21 protein-coding genes and 1 pseudogene are annotated in these 19,534 nt (G+C 70.7%); 13 read left to right on the top strand and 9 right to left on the bottom strand.

Translation table 11 applies throughout. The features are described 5' to 3' along the window. Nucleotides 1-505: 505 nt before the first annotated feature. From ACFYPA_RS21395 to ACFYPA_RS21375, 5 genes and pseudogenes are all read left to right on the top strand, one after another. Entirely contained in the window at nt 506-919 is a 414-nt protein-coding gene (locus ACFYPA_RS21395) for a phage holin family protein (protein ID WP_359085659.1), read from the top strand. Beyond that, the gene (locus tag ACFYPA_RS21390) at nt 916-1,383 is read left to right on the top strand and encodes a DUF3618 domain-containing protein (protein WP_359320005.1); all 468 of its coding nucleotides are present in this window, start codon (nt 916-918) and stop codon (nt 1,381-1,383) included. The genes ACFYPA_RS21395 and ACFYPA_RS21390 overlap by 4 nt, the downstream gene beginning before the upstream one ends. Next, entirely contained in the window at nt 1,380-1,646 is a 267-nt protein-coding gene (locus ACFYPA_RS21385) for a DUF4235 domain-containing protein (protein WP_359354009.1), read from the top strand. Before ACFYPA_RS21390 ends, ACFYPA_RS21385 begins: the two co-directional genes overlap by 4 nt. Before the next feature lie 244 nt (nt 1,647-1,890). Continuing rightward, a complete protein-coding gene (locus ACFYPA_RS21380; protein WP_359085662.1) occupies nt 1,891-2,553 on the top strand; it encodes a DUF4230 domain-containing protein in 663 nt (220 codons plus the stop codon). Then, nucleotides 2,550-2,837 (top strand): annotated as a pseudogene (locus tag ACFYPA_RS21375) (hypothetical protein); the annotation flags it as partial. The gene ACFYPA_RS21380 and the pseudogene ACFYPA_RS21375, both read left to right, overlap by 4 nt. 26 nt (nt 2,838-2,863) lie before the next feature. Here the strand turns inward: ACFYPA_RS21375 and ACFYPA_RS21370 are convergent. Further along, a complete protein-coding gene (locus ACFYPA_RS21370; RefSeq protein ID WP_389133535.1) occupies nt 2,864-3,136 on the bottom strand; it encodes a response regulator in 273 nt (90 codons plus the stop codon). 618 nt (nt 3,137-3,754) lie between these two features. On the opposite strand from ACFYPA_RS21370, the gene ACFYPA_RS21365 reads away from it, so the two are divergent. From ACFYPA_RS21365 to ACFYPA_RS21355, 3 genes are read left to right on the top strand one after another with little or no spacing between them, the layout of a single operon-like run. Beyond that, nucleotides 3,755-5,362, top strand: coding sequence for an MFS transporter (locus tag ACFYPA_RS21365; RefSeq protein ID WP_389133533.1), 1,608 nt, complete (start codon nt 3,755-3,757; stop codon nt 5,360-5,362). Nucleotides 5,363-5,365: 3 nt separating this feature from the next. Next, nucleotides 5,366-7,165: a DEAD/DEAH box helicase gene (locus ACFYPA_RS21360; protein WP_389133531.1), complete on the top strand. Its 1,800-nt coding sequence runs from the start codon at nt 5,366-5,368 to the stop codon at nt 7,163-7,165. Nucleotides 7,166-7,167: 2 nt separating this feature from the next. Then, complete coding sequence (locus ACFYPA_RS21355) at nt 7,168-7,728, top strand: hypothetical protein (RefSeq protein ID WP_389133529.1); 561 nt, start codon at nt 7,168-7,170, stop codon at nt 7,726-7,728. A 66-nt stretch (nt 7,729-7,794) separates the two neighbouring features. Here ACFYPA_RS21355 and ACFYPA_RS21350 read toward each other — a convergent pair whose 3' ends face one another. After that, the gene (locus ACFYPA_RS21350; RefSeq protein WP_389133526.1) at nt 7,795-8,235 is read right to left on the bottom strand and encodes a hypothetical protein; all 441 of its coding nucleotides are present in this window, start codon (nt 8,233-8,235) and stop codon (nt 7,795-7,797) included. Nucleotides 8,236-8,543: 308 nt separating this feature from the next. On the opposite strand from ACFYPA_RS21350, the gene ACFYPA_RS21345 reads away from it, so the two are divergent. The 3 genes from ACFYPA_RS21345 to ACFYPA_RS21335 all read left to right on the top strand — a co-directional run bounded on the left by ACFYPA_RS21345 (nt 8,544) and on the right by ACFYPA_RS21335 (nt 9,835). Further along, nucleotides 8,544-9,176, top strand: a complete 633-nt coding sequence (locus ACFYPA_RS21345) for a DNA starvation/stationary phase protection protein (RefSeq protein ID WP_359319993.1) — start codon at nt 8,544-8,546, stop codon at nt 9,174-9,176. Between the two features lie 87 nt (nt 9,177-9,263). Then, a complete protein-coding gene (locus tag ACFYPA_RS21340; protein WP_359319991.1) occupies nt 9,264-9,494 on the top strand; it encodes a DUF2945 domain-containing protein in 231 nt (76 codons plus the stop codon). After that, nucleotides 9,491-9,835 carry a DUF3140 domain-containing protein gene (locus ACFYPA_RS21335; protein ID WP_359319990.1) on the top strand — a complete coding sequence of 115 codons (345 nt, stop codon included), beginning with the start codon at nt 9,491-9,493 and terminating at the stop codon, nt 9,833-9,835. The genes ACFYPA_RS21340 and ACFYPA_RS21335 overlap by 4 nt, the downstream gene beginning before the upstream one ends. A 155-nt stretch (nt 9,836-9,990) precedes the next feature. On the opposite strand, the gene ACFYPA_RS21330 is transcribed toward ACFYPA_RS21335, so the two are convergent. Together ACFYPA_RS21330 and ACFYPA_RS21325 are read right to left on the bottom strand one after the other, a co-directional pair. Then, on the bottom strand, nt 9,991-10,458 hold the full coding sequence (locus tag ACFYPA_RS21330; RefSeq protein WP_389133522.1) for an MSMEG_6728 family protein: 468 nt from the start codon (nt 10,456-10,458) through the stop codon (nt 9,991-9,993). Between the two features lie 80 nt (nt 10,459-10,538). Continuing rightward, nucleotides 10,539-10,721, bottom strand: a complete 183-nt coding sequence (locus tag ACFYPA_RS21325; protein ID WP_359085672.1) for a DUF6480 family protein — start codon at nt 10,719-10,721, stop codon at nt 10,539-10,541. 422 nt (nt 10,722-11,143) lie between these two features. Between ACFYPA_RS21325 and ACFYPA_RS21320 the strand changes: the two genes are divergently transcribed. Next, entirely contained in the window at nt 11,144-12,337 is a 1,194-nt protein-coding gene (locus tag ACFYPA_RS21320; RefSeq protein WP_389133519.1) for a lycopene cyclase family protein, read from the top strand. 157 nt (nt 12,338-12,494) lie between these two features. Beyond that, the gene (locus ACFYPA_RS21315) at nt 12,495-14,009 is read left to right on the top strand and encodes an FAD-dependent oxidoreductase (RefSeq protein ID WP_389133821.1); all 1,515 of its coding nucleotides are present in this window, start codon (nt 12,495-12,497) and stop codon (nt 14,007-14,009) included. A 69-nt stretch (nt 14,010-14,078) separates the two neighbouring features. Here ACFYPA_RS21315 and ACFYPA_RS21310 read toward each other — a convergent pair whose 3' ends face one another. The 5 genes from ACFYPA_RS21310 to ACFYPA_RS21290 form a co-directional block, all read right to left on the bottom strand. Further along, nucleotides 14,079-15,086, bottom strand: a complete 1,008-nt coding sequence (locus ACFYPA_RS21310) for a DUF5914 domain-containing protein (protein WP_389133516.1) — start codon at nt 15,084-15,086, stop codon at nt 14,079-14,081. Next, complete coding sequence (locus ACFYPA_RS21305) at nt 15,083-16,081, bottom strand: phytoene/squalene synthase family protein (protein ID WP_359319976.1); 999 nt, start codon at nt 16,079-16,081, stop codon at nt 15,083-15,085. Before ACFYPA_RS21305 ends, ACFYPA_RS21310 begins: the two co-directional genes overlap by 4 nt. Further along, entirely contained in the window at nt 16,078-17,649 is a 1,572-nt protein-coding gene (locus tag ACFYPA_RS21300; protein WP_359085677.1) for a phytoene desaturase, read from the bottom strand. The genes ACFYPA_RS21305 and ACFYPA_RS21300 overlap by 4 nt, the downstream gene beginning before the upstream one ends. Next, complete coding sequence (locus ACFYPA_RS21295; RefSeq protein WP_389133513.1) at nt 17,646-18,788, bottom strand: polyprenyl synthetase family protein; 1,143 nt, start codon at nt 18,786-18,788, stop codon at nt 17,646-17,648. The genes ACFYPA_RS21300 and ACFYPA_RS21295 overlap by 4 nt, the downstream gene beginning before the upstream one ends. Before the next feature lie 288 nt (nt 18,789-19,076). Beyond that, nucleotides 19,077-19,496 (bottom strand): FKBP-type peptidyl-prolyl cis-trans isomerase, encoded by a 420-nt coding sequence (locus ACFYPA_RS21290; protein ID WP_359085679.1) that lies wholly within the window; start codon nt 19,494-19,496, stop codon nt 19,077-19,079. Nucleotides 19,497-19,534 lie beyond the last annotated feature (38 nt).

The following is a 19,534-nucleotide window of genomic DNA, read 5'->3' as shown; positions in this document are numbered from 1 at the left end:
TGCGGTGCGTCGCAAGGCGGAGGGAACGCGGACAGGGCAGTCAACCAACTCTTCTGATCCTCCGAGGCGGCGTGCGGTGGCGGGAAGGATACTTCAGCGGACCGACCGTGCAGTCACCGTCACACTTCCTGTCGTGGCCGGTGCGGGCCCGCCACCGCTGTGGTCGGGAAGCGGACGGGGGCGGTTGCTGTTCTTTGGACCGCCAGTCCGGTGCCGCACCGGACTTCGGTCCGGCTATGACCAGCGCTCGAGTTCGGCGTCGATGCGTGGGTTGGCGCGGGCTCACTTCTCACCGGGGCGAGCTCCCGACGGGGAGGTCGACGCCCGCGGAGTCCCCGTGTTCGGACCGACCTCAGAAGCTCGTCCCGAGCTTCGCCGGCCGCACGCCTGCCGACGGGCTGCCTTCCGCGAAACGAATACTCGAAAGGCGATACCGCAGTGCCTGCTGGGTAGGCGCGTCATGAAGATGACCGATGCAGACCGAGGAAGGCAAGGTGACTGTGCCATGAGTACGGCGGAGCGGCGGGCCCACAACGCCGATGACCCGGTGAACGTGCTTGTTTCGCGTGCCTCGCAGCAGCTCTCGGAGCTGGTCCGGGAGGAGATGCGGTTGGCCCGGGTGGAAATGACGCAGAAGGGCAAACGCTTCGGCAAGGGTGGCGGTCTGTTCGGCACTGCGGGGTTCCTCGGCATCCTGGCGGCTCAGGCACTGGTGGTGACCGCCATAGCCGTTCTCGCGTTGGCGTTGCCGGTGTGGGCCGCGGCCCTCATCGTCGCCGCGCTGTTGGCGGCAACGGCCGCGGGGACGGCTATGGCAGGAAAGAAGCAGATCGCCCTGGCGGGCGCCCCCGCTCCCGAACAGGCCATCGACAGCGTCAAGGCGGATCTGGCCGAGATCAAGGAGAAGGCACACCGATGAGCGACGAATCCCGAACCAATACCGGAAACCCCACCCCCGAGGAGTTGCGCGAAAAGGTGGAGCGTACCCGTGACGAACTCGGGCAGACCGTCGAGGCTCTGGCGGCCAAGGCCGACATCAAGGAGCAGGCGAAGGAAAGGACCGCCGCCGTGAAGGAACAAGTCGCTGAGAAGGCCGCCCTGGTCTCCGACCAGGTCCGCGACAAGGCGGGGCAGGCGGTGCAACAGGTGAAGGAGACCGTGCCCGACCCCGTCCTGGCGAAGGCCACCCAGGCGGCGGCGCACGTGCGGGAAGGCGCCGGCCGGGCGGGGCAGTACGCGGCAGCGGCGACTCCCGATCCGGTCCGCGAGAAGGCGGGGCGGGTCGCGGCTTCCGCACAGGCCAACCGCACACCGCTGATCGCGGGCGGTGTGCTTCTCGCGGTCGTCCTGCTGGTGCGTCGCAGCCGTAGCGGCCGCCGATGAACGCGTCCAAGATCGCCTACAAGCCGGTCGGGATGGCCCTGGGTGCCGTGAGTGGTGTGATCGCGGGCGCCGCGTTCAAGCAGACATGGAAGATCATCGAGGGCGAGGGCGACGCTCCCGATGCCATGGACGAGCATCGCTCGTGGCAGCAGATTCTGATCGCCTCGGCCATTCAGGGCGCGATCTTCGCTGTGGTGAAGGCCGCCGTCGAGCGCTCCGGCGCCGTGGCCACACGACGTGTGACCGGAAGGTGGCCGGGCTGAGATGCGTCGGCCGCACCTCCGTTGACCGGGCGGAACGCGAACGAGGGCGGGCCGAGGGGAGGTGCCGCACATCGGTCGCGAAAGCTGTCGACTCGGACGTCCCAGGCCTGCGGAGCGGCGGGCAGTGCGGCACAACGGCAGGAGCTCGTCCCGGAGGTGCGGCACCGCGGGGGCTCCGCGGGGGTGCGCACGTCTCGCAAGGATTTTTGGGGGCATCCGGAGTACAGGAAAGGAGGGCCGCCGGATGACGACTCCTCTCAGGCACTTACCCAGACGCATGCCCGCTTGGGCGAAGGTGGTGACCGCCTTCGTGGTGGTGCTCGCGGTTCTGTTCGCCGGCATCAGGCTGGCTGTGCTGCCGGGCATCAAAGATCTGCTGGGCACCGAGACGACGGACCGCTCGGGCCCCGCTCTCCTCAAGTCCATCAAGGACATGAGCCGTTATGACGCCGCCTCGGGCAACTTCCAGGTGGTCGTCGACCTGGAGAAGGACGCCAAGTTCCTGCCGGACGCCGTCCGCGGCTCCCGCACGCTCTACGTGGGTGCGGGCACGGTGGAGGCGTACGTCGACCTCGGCAAGGTCGGCGAGAACGACGTGACGGTGAACGACGACCGCACCTCGGCCACACTCCGGCTCCCGCACGCGCAACTCGGCAAGCCCGCGCTGGATGCCGACCACTCCTACGCCGTCTCCAAACAACGCGGCCTGCTCGACCGTCTCGGAGACCTGTTCTCGGACAACCCCAACGGTGAACACGCCGTGCAGAAGCTCGCGGTCTCGCACATCGGTGATGCCGCCAAGGGCAGCGGACTGACCACGAGGGCCGAGGCCAACACGACCAGCATGCTGGAGGGCCTGCTGCGTTCCCTGGGCTTCGAGGAGGTCCGAGTCTCCTACGGCACCTGAAGGCGGCGCCCCGGTGCGCCGGCAGCCGCTGCCGTGTCGGCGGTGCTGGGGCGTGTCAGCCGAGGTCACCCGGGAGAGCGCGAGCTCCGTCGCTCCGAGTCTCCCAGCTCTACGAGCCACCCGTCCCGGGCCCCGAACTTGCCGAACGGTACGACACCTTCGGGATCGATCCCACGTCCTGCACCAGGCAGCGGGTGTTGGTCATCGGCAAGGGGAACTCCGCGTTCGAAACCGCCAACGGCCTTGTGGAGAAGGCGGCGGTGATCCACGTCGTCGGCCCGCACTCGGTCCAACTCGCCCGGAAGACGCACTACCTCGGGCATTTGCGCGCGGTCAGCAGCAATAGCGGTGTGCGGACGGCGCGGGACCGTAACCGGCTGAGAACGCGGAGGCCGTCGAGCGCCGGCAGGCGTCGGTCCAGGACGAGTACGTCGTACCGCTGCGAAAGGCCGAGATGAAGGCCTCGCCGGCCGACGGCCGCGTACCCCTGGTCCCGCAGTATGTCGGAGAGCATGTCCACCAGCTCCCGGTCGCCTTCCACCAGCAGAAGCCGCCAAGGACCGACGTTAACCGGTGCGCCCATCGGATGCGGGCGTCCGTTTCTTCGTCAGCGCGGTCACGGGATATCAGGCGCTGAACTCAACCGTTCCATCCGCGAGATATTCCACCCACTGCGGGGCCCCTTCTCCATCGCGGGGGACTAGAGCCGCGAGACATAACTGTCGCCTTAGCTTGGCCGCTCGTCTTGCGGGGGTCTTCCTCTGCCGCCCATGGAGATCCCGCGCCGAATTCGCCCGCTGACCCGGGCGAATTCTGATTCTCGCCTTCAGAAGATATGCGGGAAAGGGCGTTCGTGAATCAGCGGGCCGAAAGGGCAGGCGCACTCGCGGAGGTGCCCGCCCCTGTGCCCCCGGAAGCGAACGTGCGGCAGGGCAGGGGCAGGACGCGGGGTGGGGCACGAAATTCCCGCGAGGTCAAACGTCGGGTTCGGCAATTGACAGAGCGCGTGGTGGCATGCCCTCGGGGCCGTCCCAAATCGCGGTCCGGTCACCTCTTCGAGAATTGACAGAATGCTGGGCGGCATGCCCTCGGATGCGTCGGAAATAGCCGACCGTTATTGGTTCGCCAAGGGATTGACACTCGCCTGAAGTTTGCTTACGGTCCGCTCGTCAGGTTTTCCGGACCGCATACAAAGGTGTTCATGACTACATCGACGTTGCCGAATTCCAAGCAGCAGTTGATTCTTGCCGTTCTCATGGTGTGTTCACTGCTGATCTGGCTGGACAACACCGTCCTGAGTACCACCCTGGAGACCCTCGCGGACCCGGCCCGTGGGCTGAACGCCAGTCCGGCCGAGCTGCAGTGGGCCACGGGCTCGTACACGCTGGCCTTCGCCACCTTGATGTTCACCGCGGGCGCGCTGGGCGACCGCTTCGGTCACCGGACCGTGCTCGCGACGGGCCTGGTGGTCTTCGCCGCGTCCTCGGTGTGGGCGGCGTTCGCGGGCGACGCGGGGCAACTCATCGCCGCGCGGGCCGCCATGGGGGTCGGCAGCGCGCTGATCATGCCCGGCAACATGGCCATCCTGATGTGGACCTTCACGGGCCCGGGGCGGTCGACCGCGATCGCCATCTCCTCGACCTCCGCCGGCGTCGGCATGGCCGTGGGCCCGGTGCTCACCGGCGTGCTGCTCGACCATTTCTGGTGGGGTTCGGTCTTCCTGGTCAACGTCCCGGTCGTGATCCTCGCGCTGATCGGCATCGTCCTGCTGGTCCCGGACTTCCGCAGCCCCCTCGTGCGACCGCTGGACCCGGCCGGAATGCTGCTGTCGACCAGCGGCCTGGCGGCGCTCGCCTACGGACTGATCCGCTCGGGGCAGGTAGCGGCCTGGGGGCGTACGGACGTCTGGGCGCCGATCGTCGTCGGACTGATCCTGCTGGCCGTGTTCGTCCGCGTCGAACTGCGCAGCAAGATGCCGAGCTTCGACCCCCGGCTTCTCGCCCAGCGCGCTTTCGGTGGCGGCAACGCGGCCCTTGGAGTCCTTCTGTTCGCCATTTCCGCCATCACCTTCTACAACGCGTTCTACCTGCAGGGCGCCCGCGGTTACACGCCGATCGAGGCGGGTCTGGCCGGCCTCCCGACCGCCCTCGGCGCGATCCTGGGGGCACCTGTGGGCGCGCGCCTGGTGCGCCGGTGGTCGCTGAGGCTCGTCGCCGTGCCGGCCCTCACCGTGGCAGCGCTGACCATGGGCGCGTACGGGCTCTTCGGCCTGAGCACTCCCCTCGTCCTGATCGAGGTCCTGCTGCTGGTCCAGGGCCTGTCCATCGGCATGGTGCTCGGTCCGGTGACCGCGGCGCTGATCAACACCCTGCCCCTGGAACGCGCCGGCGCCGGCTCGGCCGTCACCAACACCGTGCGCCAGACCGGCAGCGTGATCGGGATCGCCGTCGGCGGCACGATCATGTCGATCGTGTACCGGGGCGCGATCGAACCCTCGTTGCACGCTGTCCCCGGACCGGCGCGGGACCAGGCGCGGGTATCCGCCGAACAGGCCCGGCACGTCGCCACGACGTCCCACCTGCCCGCGCTCGGGCATGCCGCCGATGACGCGTTCATCCACGCCATGCACGTCGGGGCGATCTGGATCATGCTCATCGCGCTCTTCGGTGCGGCGGTACTCCTGCTGGCCCTGCGCGCGGTCCGCGAGCCGGAGCCCGCGCAGGGAGACGTCCCGACCACGGACGGGGCGCCCAGGACCGGAGCCGCTGCCCGGCTCGTCCGCGAGGGCGACGACGTAAGGGTCCGCTGACGCATGGGAACCAGACAGACACTCCCCGAGAAGCGGTCGGACAGTCAGGCCACCTACCTGCCCGACCGGCACGTATTCGCCCTGTGGACCTGGGCCGACGGCGCCGTGGGGGCGGCTCCGCCGGTCGGCGACGTCGAGACCGTTCCCCTGGCCGTGCCGACGCCGGACCTCGGCAGGCTCAAGGTGTCCGACGTCGACTGCGTGCTGATCGAGCCGGACCGGCTCGCGGCCGTGCCCCTCGACTCGCCCGGCCGGTCGGTGGAGGCCTGGCGGTCATGGATCGCGGGCGGCGAGTCGGCCCTGCCGATCGCCGCGCACGCGGTCCCCGACCCCACAGGTGTCGCCGTGACGACGGCAGAGCACGCGGGCGGCGTCTTCCGCCGCACCACCGCGGTCGGGGCCGAGATGCGCACGGCGCTCACCGCCGATCTGCGGCCGTACCAGGTGCGCGGGGTGAGCTGGCTGTGCGAGACCATCGAGATGCACGGCGGTGCGGTGCTGGCCGACGAGATGGGACTCGGCAAGACCCTGCAGACCATCGGTTGTGTCGCCGGACGCGCCGAGGCGGCGCCGCAACTGGTGGTCTGCCCCACGTCGTTGGTGGGGAACTGGGCGCACGAGATCGCGCGGTTCGCACCCGGACTGCGGACCACGATCTGGCGCGGCGGGCCGCTTACCGAGGTGGGCAGCGGCACGGTGGTGCTCACCGGCTATCCCACCCTGCGCATGCACGGCCCGGCCCTGGCGGGGGTCCAGTGGAGCACCGCCGTCTTCGACGAGGCGCAGTTCCTGAAGAACCCCCGTACGCAGGTGTCGAAGGCCGCGCGCACCCTCGCGGCCGACGCGCGCATCGCCCTGACCGGAACGCCCGTCGAGAATCACCTCGACGAGCTGTGGGCCCTGCTCAATCTGGTCGCACCGCAGCTGTTCGCGAACCGGACGCAGTTCCGCCGTCGCTTCGTGCGGCCGATCGCGGACGGCTCCCCGGCCGCTTCCGCCCGGTTGCGCGGGGCCATCGAGCCGGTCGTGCTGATGCGGAAGAAGTCCCAGGTCGCAGGGTCACTCCCACCCAAGATCCACACCGATCTCATCTGCGACCTCAGCGAGGAGCAGGAGCAGCTGTACGACCGGCTGCTGGACCAGGTCGTGGACGACGGCTTCGGCAGCGGCGCCCAGCGGCAGACCAGGGTGCTCGCGGTCCTGACGTCACTCAAGCAGGTCTGCAACCACCCGGGTCTGATCACGGACGACCTCGGTGAGTTGTCGGGCAGGTCGGGCAAGCTCGATCTGTGCGCCGACATCGTGGCCAACAACGTGGAGAACGACTCTCCGACCCTCGTCTTCACCCAGTACCGGCAGACCGGTGAGCTGCTGGTCCGGCACTTCGCCGAACAGTTCGGGGTGCGTACGCCGTTCTTCCACGGTGGCCTGAACCAGGAGCAGCGGGCCGGCATCGTCCGCCGGTTCCAGTCCGACGACGGTCCGAAGGTGCTCGTCCTCAGTCTGAAAGCAGGGGGCACCGGGCTCACGCTCACGCGCGCGGCCGACGTCATCCACTTCGACCGGTGGTGGAACCCGGCCGTGGAAGCCCAGGCGTCCGACCGGGTCCACCGGATCGGTCAGACCCGCACGGTCACCGTCACCACCCTGACCACCGGTTCCACTGTCGAGGAGCACATCGCGGCCATGCACCGGCGCAAGTCCGCGCTGTCGGACATCGCCGACACATCGGGCGTCGCCGAGCTGACCCGGCTGGACGACGACCGTCTCATCGAGGTCCTGCGCCGGAAGCGAGGCAACTGACCATGGCCGACCGCGACTACGGTTACACGAAGTGGGGCAAGGACTGGGTCCGGTTCGCCGAGTCGTTGCGCCAGACCCGCCCTGATCCGCAGCTGCCGAGCGCACGCCGCGCGGCACAGGACGGGAAGGTTCAGATCACGTTCGACGACCGGACCGTGCGCGCCGTCGTGCACCGGGGCCGCGGCACCTCGGTGGTTACGATCGCGGTGGCGCCGATGTCCCCGGGGACGACGGCCGAGATCTCCCGTCGGCTGAGCGGCATCCAGCCCCTCCTCACCGACGACCTGTATCGCGCGATCGCCGAGGCGGGCCATCCGCCCGCCCCGGCCCTCGACAGCGTGGCGTGCTCCTGCCCGGCCGCCACCCAGCGGTGTGTCCATGAGCTGTCCGTCTACTACGACATGGCGCGGCGCATCGACGACGACCCCCGCATCGCTCTTGACGTGCAGGGCTTCTTCCTCGCCTCGGCAGGTAGCGGCCGGGCGCCCGCCGAGGCGACGGCGCAGCGCTGGGTCGCGCTCAACGCCCTTGATGCGGCGGCCTACTTCACGGATTCCTCTTGACGCGGCCGGCCTGTGGGGGAGCGGTGCGCCGCATGCGGCCGGCTGCCGGAGGCGCTCCGGCAGCCGTCAGTGCTCACCCTCCTCCGGGGTACCCCCTGCGGGCCGGCGCGTCCGTTTGAGTTCGGCTTCGTAGAGGTGGTTGCGGCCCTGGGCCAGATCTTGGACCAGCCGCTGCTCAAGGTCGGTGAAGGGGCGGTGGTAGGTGTCTTCGTAGGCCTCGACGATCTGGAAGGTCCAGTGACCGGGGATGACGTTGCGCCCGAGGATCTCGCGCTCCACCGTGTCGGCCTCCTCGGAATGCCCCGCCTCACGCAGCAGGCGCACGGCGTCACCGACCTCGAAGTCGGCGGTCCCGGTCAGCTGGTGGAACTCGTACAACGCGCCGCGGGCCCGTGCGGTGGTCTCCAGTGCCTTCGATAACGCTCCCAGGGCTTCCACGGTCTTGTCGCTCACGCCCGCAGGACGCAGGTGCGCAGTGTCCTGCTCCTTGGTCTCTTCGTCGCCCATGTACTCAGACCTGCCCCGCACACGCGCCGTGCTACCAGCACACCTCACCTCCGTACCCGAAGCGGAGCATCGAGGGCGGCAGCTTCCGGACGAGGGCTGGGGCGGAATGCGCCGCAGTCGTGTGAACCCTGCGCCCGTTCGGAGGCGGTGGCGCGGCGGGCCGGGATCGGGGTGGTGCGGCGACTGCCGAGTGTGCCGGGCCGGCTACCGCTCGGCTGCTGGGCCGGTCGGACCCTCCCTGCGGGGCAGTCGGGTGGATGCGGGGCCGGTCGAGGCTGGGCAGCCGTCGAACGCGGCACCTGAGTCCCATGTCGCCTCAGAGTTCACAGATCCGCTATACCGTGCCCGGCCTCAGCACCAGGACGGGAGGCCAGATCATCGACCTGCTGGCTCTGCGCCTGCACTCCCTCAATGACCTGGCCCTGACCCTCAAGCACATCCACTGGAACGTGGTCGGCCCGCACTTCATCGCGGTGCACCAGATGCTGGACCCCCAGGCCGTGGCCGTGAGAGGCATGGCCGACGCCGTCGCCGAGCGCATCGCCGCGCTCGGCGGCGAACCGCAGGGAACCCCCGGGGCTCTGGTGGCCGCTCGTACGTGGGACGACTACAGCATCGGGCGCGCCGACGCGATCGCCCATCTCGGCGCACTCGACCTCGTCTACACCGGCATCATCGAGGACCACAGGAAGGCGGCCGCGAAGGCCTCCTCCCTTGACCCGGTGACCGAGGACCTCCTCATCGAGCACCTACGTTCCCTGGAACAGTTCCAGTGGTTCGTGCGCGCTCACCTGGAGAACAGCTCCGGGGCCCTCACCACCGAGGACGCCGGAACCGAGGACCGTGCGGCCGGAGCCGCCGCTCCGTCCGGGAAGCCGGCCGGCCGCAAAACCACGCCCCGCGCCGCCAAGAAGGCCCCGGCCGGCAAACGCGCCCGCTGACGGTCCCCGAGGCGAGCGAACCCCGTCGTCTGCCGGTGTATGCGGGTAGCGGGCCGGCTGAGACCAACGAGAGAAGGGCACCTGTTCATGACGAAGAAGAGCAAGAAGCTGTCCAAGGGTGACGACGTCGAGTGGAAGAGCCACGGGCAGGAGGTCGAGGGTTCCGTCACGCGGAAGATCGACCGGCGTACCGAGGCCGCCGGTCGTACGGTGGACGCTTCGAAGGACGACCCTCAGTACGAGGTCAAGAGCGACAAGACGAACAGGACGGCCGTGCACAAGCCCGAGTCGCTGCGCAAGAAGAGCGGCGGCTCGTGAGCGGCGCGGACGACGAGGACCGGCAGGACGTCATTGACCGCTTCGGCGAATCGGTCAACATGACCGCCGGTGAACTGGACAAGTGGCTGGCGACGGACGAGTCGCGCGAGGTGGGGCAGAAGAGCGGCGACGACGCCGAGTCGACCGGTCACGCTTCGGGCCGTCGGATCGTGGAGCTGCTCCGCACGAAGAAGGGGGACCTCAGCGGGAGCGACCTCGCCCACATGCGCAAGGTCAGCGCCTATGTGCGACGGCACACCGGGCAGCGCCCCGAAGGAGACATCACAGAAACCCGGTGGCGCTACTCGCTCATGAACTGGGGCCACGACCCGACGAAGTAGGACCGGGTCCGGCCGTCGGCACCGGCGGACCGAAGGCGGCCGACCGCTTACGCGCAGAGAGGCGTGGACGCACCCTCTGCGACTGCCGCCATCCGTGTGGAGGCCGATGGCCCTCCGCGCGTGCCGATGCTGTGGCCCGCCGCAGCGGGCCGCACTCAACGAGACCGGTCCGAAGCGGGCCACACATAGGGAAGACCCTCGGGATCATCCGGGAACAGGGGCGCATAGATGGCCGGGTCCTTGGTCCGCAGCGCCGACCGATGACTGCGGTGGAATGCGGGGTCTCCCAGCCAGGGCGGCAATTCGCCATCCGTCGTGAGCTGCTCCTGCGTGCGCACGGCTGCGCCGGGGTGATGCACCGCGAAGTCGGTCATCAGCGAGGCGGCGCACGTGTCCCCGTGGCCGGCTTCTGTCCATACCCGGCAGATCTCGAGCCCGTAGCGCACCAACGCCTCTTCGTAGCCGGCCCACATGCGGACGGCGGGGTGATGCCGCCAGCCGTAGCCGGGGACGGTCAGGCCGCGCTGCACCTGAAGTGCCTCGACGCGCTGCTTGCCCAGGCGTCGCCGGTCGAGCACGGTCGCTGACGCGGCGAAGTCGGGATAGGGGAGAAACGTCTGCATGATCGTCCCATGTCCGAGTGACGGGGCGGAGAACGACGCGGGACGTCCCTCCCCAGAGGCCCGAGCCCGGGAACGTACGGTCAGCCGTATCCGAAGATTCGAGCCACGAAGAACGCGGCGATGATGACGGAACCGAGGAGGAGCAGACCCACCCAGATGCCCGGGTGTTCCCACATGCCTCCGTCCGCGCGCTCTTGGTGCGCTTCGCTGATCGATCCCTCAACAGGCGGTGTCTCTCCCGGAGGGTTTGCTGAAGAGGCCATACGTCCATCTTCTCCCCCTCGCCCCCTTTGTGCATTGTCTCCAGGACGCGTTGCCTCCGGAGCTGCCTGCCAGGTGTGAGCGCGTACGCACCGTGCCGGTGCCGACGAGGTCGAGCACCCGAGAAGGGCGACGACGGCGTCCCTGACATGACCTGTCATTACCGGTAGGGCGGACGGTCGGCACATATCATCACGCTGCCGACAGCGCATCGCGGGAAGAAGGCTCCGCTCCTCGGGCGGTGGAAGCGCCGCAGTCGTCGACCCGGGCGAAGGGAGCGGAGTGTGGGTACGCACGATGAGCGTGTCTTTGCGGCCGGTGCCGTCGTGGACGTACCGACGGCTGATGCCGGCCTTCGGCGCAATGACCCGCACCGTGGCCCTGCCGTCGAACGGCGGGCCCGGTGAGCCGGCGCGCTGCGGAGGTGTCCGAGGTAGTGGTCGTCGGCGGCGGCGCCGCCGGCCTCAGCCTCGCGTGCCGGCTCGTCGACTCCGGCACTTCGAGCGTGACAGTGGTGGAACCGCCGGATGGCCCCTCGCGTCCGGCGGAGCGGACCTGGTGTTACTGGGACGAAGGCGTCGGTGACTTCGACGAGGCGGTCGAGGCCACCTGGTCCCTGCTCCGCGTGCACGGTCCCGACGGCCGGGCGCTCACCGTCGATCCGGCGCCGTTGAGTTACCGCATGGTGCGTTCCGCGGCGTTCGAACGGCTGGCGCACTCACGTCTGAACCGTGCGCCCGGCGGACGCGTCCTGCGAGCAACGGCGGACACCGTGCGCGATGTGCCCGGAGGTGCGGAGGTCCGTTGCACGGAGCCCGACGGCCGGACATCGACCCTGCGCGCCCGCCGCGTCTTCGACTCACGGCCCCTGCCCGCCCTGCCACCTGCCCGGACGCAGTTGGTGCAGCACTTCCGCGGCTGGTTCGTGCGCACGCCCACGGACCGCTTCGATCCCGCGGTGGCCGACTTGATGGACTTCCGGGTGCCGCAGCCGCCACGAGGGCTCGCCTTCGGTTACGTCCTGCCGCTGTCGGCTGACCGGGCACTCGTCGAGTACACCGAGTTCTCCAGGGCACCACTGACCACCCAGGCGTACGAGTCGGCGCTCGACCGCTACAGCCGCGAAGTGCTGGGCCTCGGTGCGTTCACGGTGGAGGCGGCGGAGCAGGGCCTCATTCCCATGACTGATGCGCGCTTCCCCCGGCGCATCGGGCCGGCCGTCTTCCGCATCGGGACCGCGGGCGGCGCCACCCGGCCGGCCACCGGCTACACCTTCGCAGCGGTGCAGCGGCAGAGCAGGGCCATCGCCGCCGCCGTGCGTGACGGCCACGGCACCGTCCCCCCACCCCACGGCCGTCGCGCGCTCGCCATGGACGCGGTGCTGCTGCGCGCCCTCGACACCGGACGGATCAACGGCCCGGAGTTCTTCACCGCCCTTTTCCGCCGTACCCCTCCCGCCCGCCTGCTGCGCTTCCTCGACGGCGCCACCTCACCCTGGGAGGAGTGGCGCATCGGGCTGAGCACGCCCATCGCTCCGATGCTTCGGACCGCCATCGAAGTCCCGTTCCTGCCCCGCCGCTTCCACCCCGCCCCCCGGACCGAGAAGGGCCCCCGATGACACTGCTGCGCGACCACCATGACCTGGCGCGGGACCTCGACCACGCAGTGCCCGACCTCGGCCGCGGCACCGCCCCCGCTCCAAGGCGCGCCCGGTGAGCGCGAGGCGACCACGCGGCTCCGCCCGGAGGGGCCGCGACCGCAAGGCCGAGGTCGTGATGCCCGCACCGGGCCGCAGCCGCTTCGAGCCGGGACACGCGCCGTCCGTCGCGGTGATCGGCGGCGGCATCGCCGGTCTCGCCGCGGCGACCCTGCTGTCCGAACGCGGCGCCCGCGTGACCCTCTACGAACGGGAGGACGCCCTGGGCGGCCGCCTCTCCGGCCACCGCACCCGCCTGGCCGACGGCTCCATGGCGACCATGAGCCGCGGCTTTCACGCCTTCTTCCGTCAGTACTACAACCTGCGCGGCCTGCTGCGACGCACCGACCCCACCCTTGGGCGGCTCACCCCCCTGGCCGACTACCCCCTGCGTCACAGTGGCGGCCTGACCGACAGCTTCGCCCACGTTCCACGCACCCCACCGTTCAGCGCACTCGGATTCGTCGCGCTGAGTCCGACGTTCGGCTGGCGTGACCTCGCCACCATGAACGCCCGTGCCGCGCTGCCGCTCCTGGACATTCGCGTGCCCGAGGTCTACGAGCGCTTCGACGAGGTCAGCGCGACCGGCTTCCTGGAAGGCGTCCGGTTTCCCGAGGCCGCCCACCACCTGGCCTTCGAAGTCTTCTCGCGCAGCTTCTTCGCCGACCCGAGGGAACTGTCCGCAGCGGAACTACTGCTGATGTTCCACATCTACTTCCTCGGCTCGGCCGAGGGCCTGCTCTTCGACGTACCCAACGACCCCTTTCCGCAGGCGCTCTGGGAACCGCTCGGCGACTACCTCCAGCGCCTCGGGGCGGAGCTGCGCACCGGCACGCCCGTACACGGCGTGCACCCGCGCGACGGCGGGGGAGCCGAGGTGAGGACCGACACCGGCGTGGACCGTCACGAAGCCGTGGTGCTGGCCCTCGACACGGGCGGGCTGCGACAGGTCGTCTCCGCCTCGCCCGCCCTGGGCACCCCCGCCTGGCGCGACGGCATCGCCGCGGTTCGCACCGCCCCGCCCTTCCTGGTCTCCCGCCTCTGGCTCGACCGGCCGGTCCGCGCGGACCGGCCGGCCTTCCTGGGCACGAGCGGGTACAGCGGGCTGGACAACATCAGCGTCCTGGAACGCTACGAGGGAGAGGCTGCGCGCTGGGCCGCACGCAACCAGGGTTCGGTAGTGGAACTCCACGGTTACGCCGTCGCAGCCGACGCGGAACCGGAGAGCGTGCAGAACGCGCTCATCGAACAGCTCCGCCTCGTGTATCCCGAAACGTGCGAGGCGCGCATCGTCGACGCCCGACACGAGTGGCGCTCGGACTGCCCGCTCTTCCCGGTCGGCTCCCACCGCCGCCGCCCCACCGTGCGGACGCCCCACGCGTGGCTCATGCTCGCCGGCGACGCGATCCGGTGCGACCTCCCGGTCGCGCTCATGGAGCGGGCAGCCACCACCGGGTTCCTCGCGGCCAACACCCTGCTCGCCGGCTGGGGTGTCCGCGGCCAGGTGCTGTGGACGGTTCCCCGGGCCGGCCGCTCTCCGGCGCTGCGAGCGCTGAGCGCCCTCGCGGACAGCAAGCGCGACGCCCGCCGGTAAGCGTCCCCGTCCGCAGAAGCGGCCCGGCCCACTCGTACACACCCAACCGGGCCGCACAAGCCCGCGACCTCACCCCGGGAACCGTCCGGTGCTGCGCAGCGCCCAGCGTCGCTCGGCGTAGGCCAGGTCGTCGCGCCACAGCCGCCCGGCCGTACGGCGGATCAACGGGCGCAGCACGGGAGCGACGGCCCTGGCCAGGGCGAAGCCGCGCCGGTCGGAGGCGGCGACGATCGCCTCGATCACGGCGGTCCGTGGCCGGCCGGCGACCGCACTGGTCAGCGGTGTGGCGTGGGTCTCGACCACGGAGGTCGCCCCCTCACCGTCGGTGATGCGCATGACGACCGTGCGCGGGCCCGGCGCGGTGAACTCGGCCCGCACCGGCACCACCAGCCGGCCCGCCACCCGGAACGAGACGTCGACGACGAAGGCGTCGTCCTCGTCGCCCCGCGGTTCACGTACCACGGTCAGGTCGACGAACGCGTACGGATGGAACCACGAGCCATGCCATGGATCGAGGCGGTTGGCCACCACGTCCTGTGGTTCGCACCGCCCCACCGCCGTGAACACCGCGTCGACCCCGCTGCCGGGCGCGGGGCGCACCGGCACCGGCGGGCGCGGCGACGGCTCCTCGCCGCCCACCGAGTCCAGCCGAACCCACACCAGTACCCCGTCGTCATGGACGGGGTACGGGCTCCAGCCGGCGAACGGTGAACCGTCCAGCGCCATTCCGTGCCAGTGACACACCAGCGTGCCGCAGACCACCCGGCTGTCGCGCAGAGGGGCACCCAGGTGCGGACAGGCGCCGGGGCCCGCGTGCAGCGCACCCGGTGCCGGGCGCCACAGCACCACCTCGACACCGCCCACCGTCCTGCCGCACGGAGGCCCCCCGAGGGCCACGTCCCTGGAGGCACCGACAACGAACCAGTTGCCGGAAGGACGTGTGGAGGCCCGCTGGAGCGCGTCGGCGATCAGCGCCGGCCGCGCCTGGCGCCAGGTCGGCGGCTGCGCTGCCCAGCGGGGCCCACGGCGCCGCCGCAGCGGCGGTGTCCAGCGCACGTCGTCCACTCGGTCCGTCACTGCTCGGAACCCTTGCGCACCGGTGACGCGACGGCGGCCGCAGGTGCCGGGGCCGGCGCGTGGGTGGCGCGCCACCGCGCACGGGCCACCTGCAGAGCACCGGCCGCCGCGGTGGCCGCCCGCCGACGGCGGGACACCACCGCACGTTGATGCAGCACGGTGAAGTCTTGCTGTGCGATCGCGTCGAGAATGCCGCCGTAGAGGACGAACGCGGCACGGATACAGGGGCGCACCTGAGGATCGAGCATGGCGATGCCCGGTTCCGCCGACCGGTAGACCTCCCGGGTCATGGCCTCGGCGGCGACGAGCGCCGCGCGGATCCGCGGGTCGCGGCGCCCGGTGTGGCGGCTCCATTCCAGCAGCGGCCGGTCCACGCCGTGGGCGGTGAGCAGATCCGCGGGCAGGTAGACACGGCCTCTGTCCAGGTCTTCGCCCACGTCCCGCAGGAAGTTGGTCAGCTGGAACGCGACCCCGAGAGCAGCCGCGTGGGGCGCTGCCTCGCAGCGGGGTACGACGGTGCCGAGCACGGGCAGCATCTGAAGCCCGATCACCGCAGCCGAGCCGTGCATGTAGTCCCGCAGGTGGGCGTAGGTCGGATAGTGCGTGACGGTCAGGTCGGCGCGCATGGATGCCATGAAGGCGGTGAACAGTGTGGGATCGATGTCGTACCGGTACGCGGCGTCCGCCACGGCTCGCACCACGGGCTCGTCCCCGCTTCCGGTACGCAGCCCGTGCGCGAGGTCGCTCTCCAGGCCCCGCAGCAGCCGGTCGCGTTCGTCGGGGGTCCGGCCTCGGCCCAGGTCGTCGACGATGTCGTCCGCCCAGCGGGCGAATCCGTACAGTGCGTGAACGGCGGAGCGGCGTTCGAGCGGCAACAGGCGAGTGGCCAGGAAGTAGGTCCTTCCATGGCGCGCGTTGAGCCGTCGGCAGTGGGTGTAGGCGGCGCGCAGGGCCGGGCTCGTGATGCCGGCGGCGTCAAGTTCTCGACGGGTCATCGAAGCCTGCCGCGGTCGGGGGCGCAGGAGGCGGAAACGGCGGCCGGAGCCGACCGGTCGCGGGCGGCGCGGTGCCGGCCGGGGCCGGGGCCGCCGGTGACGCGGGCGGCGGCGAGCTTGCCGCTGATGAGCACGGTGGGGACGCCGACGCCGGGGGTGGTCCCGCAGCCGGCGAGCACGACGTTGTCCAGTCCACGTACCAGGTTGCGCGGTCTGAACGGACCGGTCTGGGCGAACGTGTGGGAGACCGAGAACGGGCTGCCCGCCGCGTGCCCCTGTGCCTGCCAGTCGAGCGGGGTCACCAGCAGCTCCTCCTGGATGCTCTGGGCGAACCCGTCGAGGCCGCGACGTTCCAGCTCGGCGATCAGGCTGTCGCGATAACGCGGGCCGAGGTCACGCCATGTGGCGGCGGAGGGGCCGACCGTCGTGTTCGGGCAGGGCGCCAGGACGTAGTGAAGGTGGCGGCCCGGCGGGGCCAAGGAGGAATCGTGCGCCGTCGGCCGGGTGATCAGAAGGGACGGGTCACTCATCAGGGCTCCCGTGCGCGTCAGTTCATCGAAAGTGCGTTCCCATGCCCCACCGAAGGAGAGTGTGTGATGGGCGAGAGAGGGCCAGGTGCGGTCGGTCCCGGCGTGCAAAACCACCGCGGACGGCGAATGACGCAGCCGTACCGGGCGACGGGGCGCCCGGCCCAGCAGCCGGTGCGCGGCGGACAGTTCGCACGTCAGCACCACCGCATCGCAAGGGATGCGCTCACCTGAGGCGAGATGGACGGCACGCACGCGCCCCGCCGAACGTTCCAGCGAGCTCACGTCGGCCGACCACCGGAGCTCGGCACCGGCACCGGCCGCCGCGTCTGCCATGGCCCGGGGCACCGCGTGCATGCCGCCCTTGGGGAACCAGACGCCTGCCACGGTGTCCATGTAGGAGATCACCGCGTAGGCGGCGAGGGCCCGGGCGGGGGCGACTCCGGCGTACAGGGCCTGGAAGGAGAACACGCGGCGCAAGCGCGCGTCCGAAAGGAAGCGGCCGATCCGGCCGTCCAGCCGCCCGAAGCCGCCCAGTGCCGCCAGCCGCGCGAGGTCGGGGTGCAGAAGCTGGAAGGGCGAGTCGAAGTTCGTATCGATGAAACGGCGCATCTGCGCCCGGTACAGGCGCTCGAGCCAATCGCGCAGCTGTCGGTAGCCCGCGGCCTCCGCCGGACCGGCGAAGCGTCTCACCTCCTCCTCCATCGCTTCGCCGTCGGTGTGCACGTCGAGCCCGGTCCCGTCCGCGAACGCGGCCCGGTAGGCGGGGTGCAGGGCCACCAGTTCGACGTGCCGGGCGAGGCTGTCACCGACCGCGGCGAACGCCTCGTCGATCAGGTGCGGCATGGTGAGCACGGTGGGGCCGGTGTCCACCTGGTACTCGCCGAGCTGTACGCGTCCGGCTCGCCCGCCCGGACCGGCGTCCCGTTCGACGATCGTGACCCTGCGACCCGCTCCCAGCAGATGGAGTGCGCAGGAGAGACCGGACAGCCCGGCACCGACCACGACGACGTGGTCGGTGGGTCCTACCACCGTCCTCACCCGATCTCCTCGGCGTGCTGCGAGCCGACGCCCGAGACCTGCTCGACGAGAGCGGCGAACTCCTGCCGCACGGCGGGGCAGGCGCCGCTCGCCGCGAAGTGCCGCCGACCGGCACCCGACAGCTCCGCGATCTTCGCCTCCACCGCGGACCGGGCGCCCGTCCGTTCCAGCGCCGCGCGCATCCGCTCGACGCCGCAGTCAGCTCCCGTCTGTGCGCCCGGGGCGAGAACGGCGGTGGCGTCACGGTCGTCGGCGGCGTCGGCGAGCCGGAGGGCGACCGCGAGGAGATAGGTGAGCTTGCGTGAGCGCAGGTCGTCGTCGGAGGGCTTGCCGGTCACCGCCGGGTCGCCGAACGCACCGAGAAGGTCGTCCCGGAGCTGGAAGGCCAACCCCGCGCACCGTCCGGCGGCACGCAGGGCAGTCAGCTCCCGTCCGTCCGCGCCGGCAATCGACGCACCCAGCGCCATGGGCCGCGCGACGGTGTAGAGGGCGCTCTTGAGCGTGGCGATCGTCAACGCCTCCTCGACACCGCCCGAGCCGCTCGCCTGGGCGTGGATGTCGCGGTACTGCCCGGCGACCATCTCACCGCGCATGGAACGCCATTCGTCGAACAGCGATGAGCCGTGCGGCGATCCGAGCGCGGTCTCCGTCAGGAGGTCATCGGCCCACGCCAGCGCCAGGTCACCCGCGAGCACGGCGGCCGAGGTCCCGAACGACTTCGCGAAGCCGTTCCCCTTCCCCGGCCGGTGCCGCTGGGCGAATTCGACGTGTATGGCCGGTGAGCCCCGGCGCAGCGGCGACCCGTCCATCACGTCGTCGTGGATGAGGGCGCAGGCCTGGAGCAGCTCGAGGGCGGCGGCCGTGCGCATGACGGCGGCGGGGTCGCCCGAGCCCCCGGCCGCCCGCCAGCCACACCACACGAACCCCGTCCGTACTCGCTTGCCGCCGCGCAGTACGAACGCGGCGACGCGCATGGCGATGTCTTGGGCGAAGACCGCGTCGACCTCGCGCGCTTGCCGGGTGCGCGCGTCGAGTACCCGTTCCAGGACGCTCTCCACGGCCTTCGTGGCCCCGGAGACGGTGAGCAGTGCATCGTCCGGTTCGGCAGGTCCGGCCGCAGTCGGCCGCAGTCCACGCATGCGCAACCCCATTTCGCTCGGTCGACCGCACACCGTTGCTTGTGCGGTATGCCAGGGTTCTGATGCGTTCATCCCTGCCCGGCCCGGAGCCTGTCCCGGGCCGACTCACCCCAGCGGCCCAGTGAGAACCGGTCCGGTGCGGTGAGCCGCGCGGTTCCGCTCCTGCCGACGGGTGTCCGCGAGGCCGACCAGGCCGACCGCGGCGGACTTTCGGCCCGGCAGGTGCCGGCAAGCAGCGACTGCTCCTCGACTGCGACGGCGCTCAGCAACGCCCGGTGAGCGCCAGGGTCAGTGCGAGCCGGTCAAGCCCGGCCTCGCTCCGGCGGGTCCGCCCACGACCGTGAGCAGGTCCACGACGAAGATCAGCGTCGAGCCCGCCGGGATCGACGCAGAGGGCGACTGCTTGCCGTAACCGAGACGCGGGGGAACGATGATCTCGCGTCGGCCGCCGACCTTCATTCCTCTCACCCCCCGGTCCCAGCCCTTGATGACCTTGCCGCCGCCCACGGCGAACTTGAACGGCCGGTCCCGCTCCCAGGAGGAGTCGAACTCCCTGCCGGACGCGAACGTGACCCCTACGTAGTGAACCTGGACGACCCTGCCCGGCTGTGCCTCGGGTCCGTCTCCGACCACGAGGTCCCGGATCGTCAGCTCGGTGGGCGCGTCACCCTGCGGGACCTCGATCTCGGGCTTCGTCAGTTCGCTCATCACAGTCCCTCGCTCGCCACCGGAATCCCCCGGAAGGG

The sequence above is a fragment of the Streptomyces sp. NPDC005775 genome (assembly GCF_042871565.1).
Lineage (GTDB): Bacteria > Actinomycetota > Actinomycetes > Streptomycetales > Streptomycetaceae > Streptomyces.
This window is presented reverse-complemented; position numbering and strand designations above follow the sequence as displayed.

Bases quoted from the DNA above. Each gene is read 5' to 3' on its own strand.
- ACFYPA_RS21395 (WP_359085659.1), top strand. From the start codon at position 506: ATGAGTACGGCGGAGCGGCGGGCCCACAACGCCGATGACCCGGTGAAC.
- ACFYPA_RS21390 (WP_359320005.1), top strand. From the start codon at position 916: ATGAGCGACGAATCCCGAACCAATACCGGAAACCCCACCCCCGAGGAG.
- ACFYPA_RS21385 (WP_359354009.1), top strand. From the start codon at position 1,380: ATGAACGCGTCCAAGATCGCCTACAAGCCGGTCGGGATGGCCCTGGGT.
- ACFYPA_RS21380 (WP_359085662.1), top strand. From the start codon at position 1,891: ATGACGACTCCTCTCAGGCACTTACCCAGACGCATGCCCGCTTGGGCG.
- ACFYPA_RS21370 (WP_389133535.1), bottom strand. From the start codon at position 3,136: ATGGGCGCACCGGTTAACGTCGGTCCTTGGCGGCTTCTGCTGGTGGAA.
- ACFYPA_RS21365 (WP_389133533.1), top strand. From the start codon at position 3,755: ATGACTACATCGACGTTGCCGAATTCCAAGCAGCAGTTGATTCTTGCC.
- ACFYPA_RS21360 (WP_389133531.1), top strand. From the start codon at position 5,366: ATGGGAACCAGACAGACACTCCCCGAGAAGCGGTCGGACAGTCAGGCC.
- ACFYPA_RS21355 (WP_389133529.1), top strand. From the start codon at position 7,168: ATGGCCGACCGCGACTACGGTTACACGAAGTGGGGCAAGGACTGGGTC.
- ACFYPA_RS21350 (WP_389133526.1), bottom strand. From the start codon at position 8,235: ATGGGCGACGAAGAGACCAAGGAGCAGGACACTGCGCACCTGCGTCCT.
- ACFYPA_RS21345 (WP_359319993.1), top strand. From the start codon at position 8,544: ATGTCGCCTCAGAGTTCACAGATCCGCTATACCGTGCCCGGCCTCAGC.
- ACFYPA_RS21340 (WP_359319991.1), top strand. From the start codon at position 9,264: ATGACGAAGAAGAGCAAGAAGCTGTCCAAGGGTGACGACGTCGAGTGG.
- ACFYPA_RS21330 (WP_389133522.1), bottom strand. From the start codon at position 10,458: ATGCAGACGTTTCTCCCCTATCCCGACTTCGCCGCGTCAGCGACCGTG.
- ACFYPA_RS21325 (WP_359085672.1), bottom strand. From the start codon at position 10,721: ATGGCCTCTTCAGCAAACCCTCCGGGAGAGACACCGCCTGTTGAGGGA.
- ACFYPA_RS21315 (WP_389133821.1), top strand. From the start codon at position 12,495: ATGCCCGCACCGGGCCGCAGCCGCTTCGAGCCGGGACACGCGCCGTCC.
- ACFYPA_RS21305 (WP_359319976.1), bottom strand. From the start codon at position 16,081: ATGACCCGTCGAGAACTTGACGCCGCCGGCATCACGAGCCCGGCCCTG.
- ACFYPA_RS21295 (WP_389133513.1), bottom strand. From the start codon at position 18,788: ATGCGTGGACTGCGGCCGACTGCGGCCGGACCTGCCGAACCGGACGAT.
- ACFYPA_RS21290 (WP_359085679.1), bottom strand. From the start codon at position 19,496: ATGAGCGAACTGACGAAGCCCGAGATCGAGGTCCCGCAGGGTGACGCG.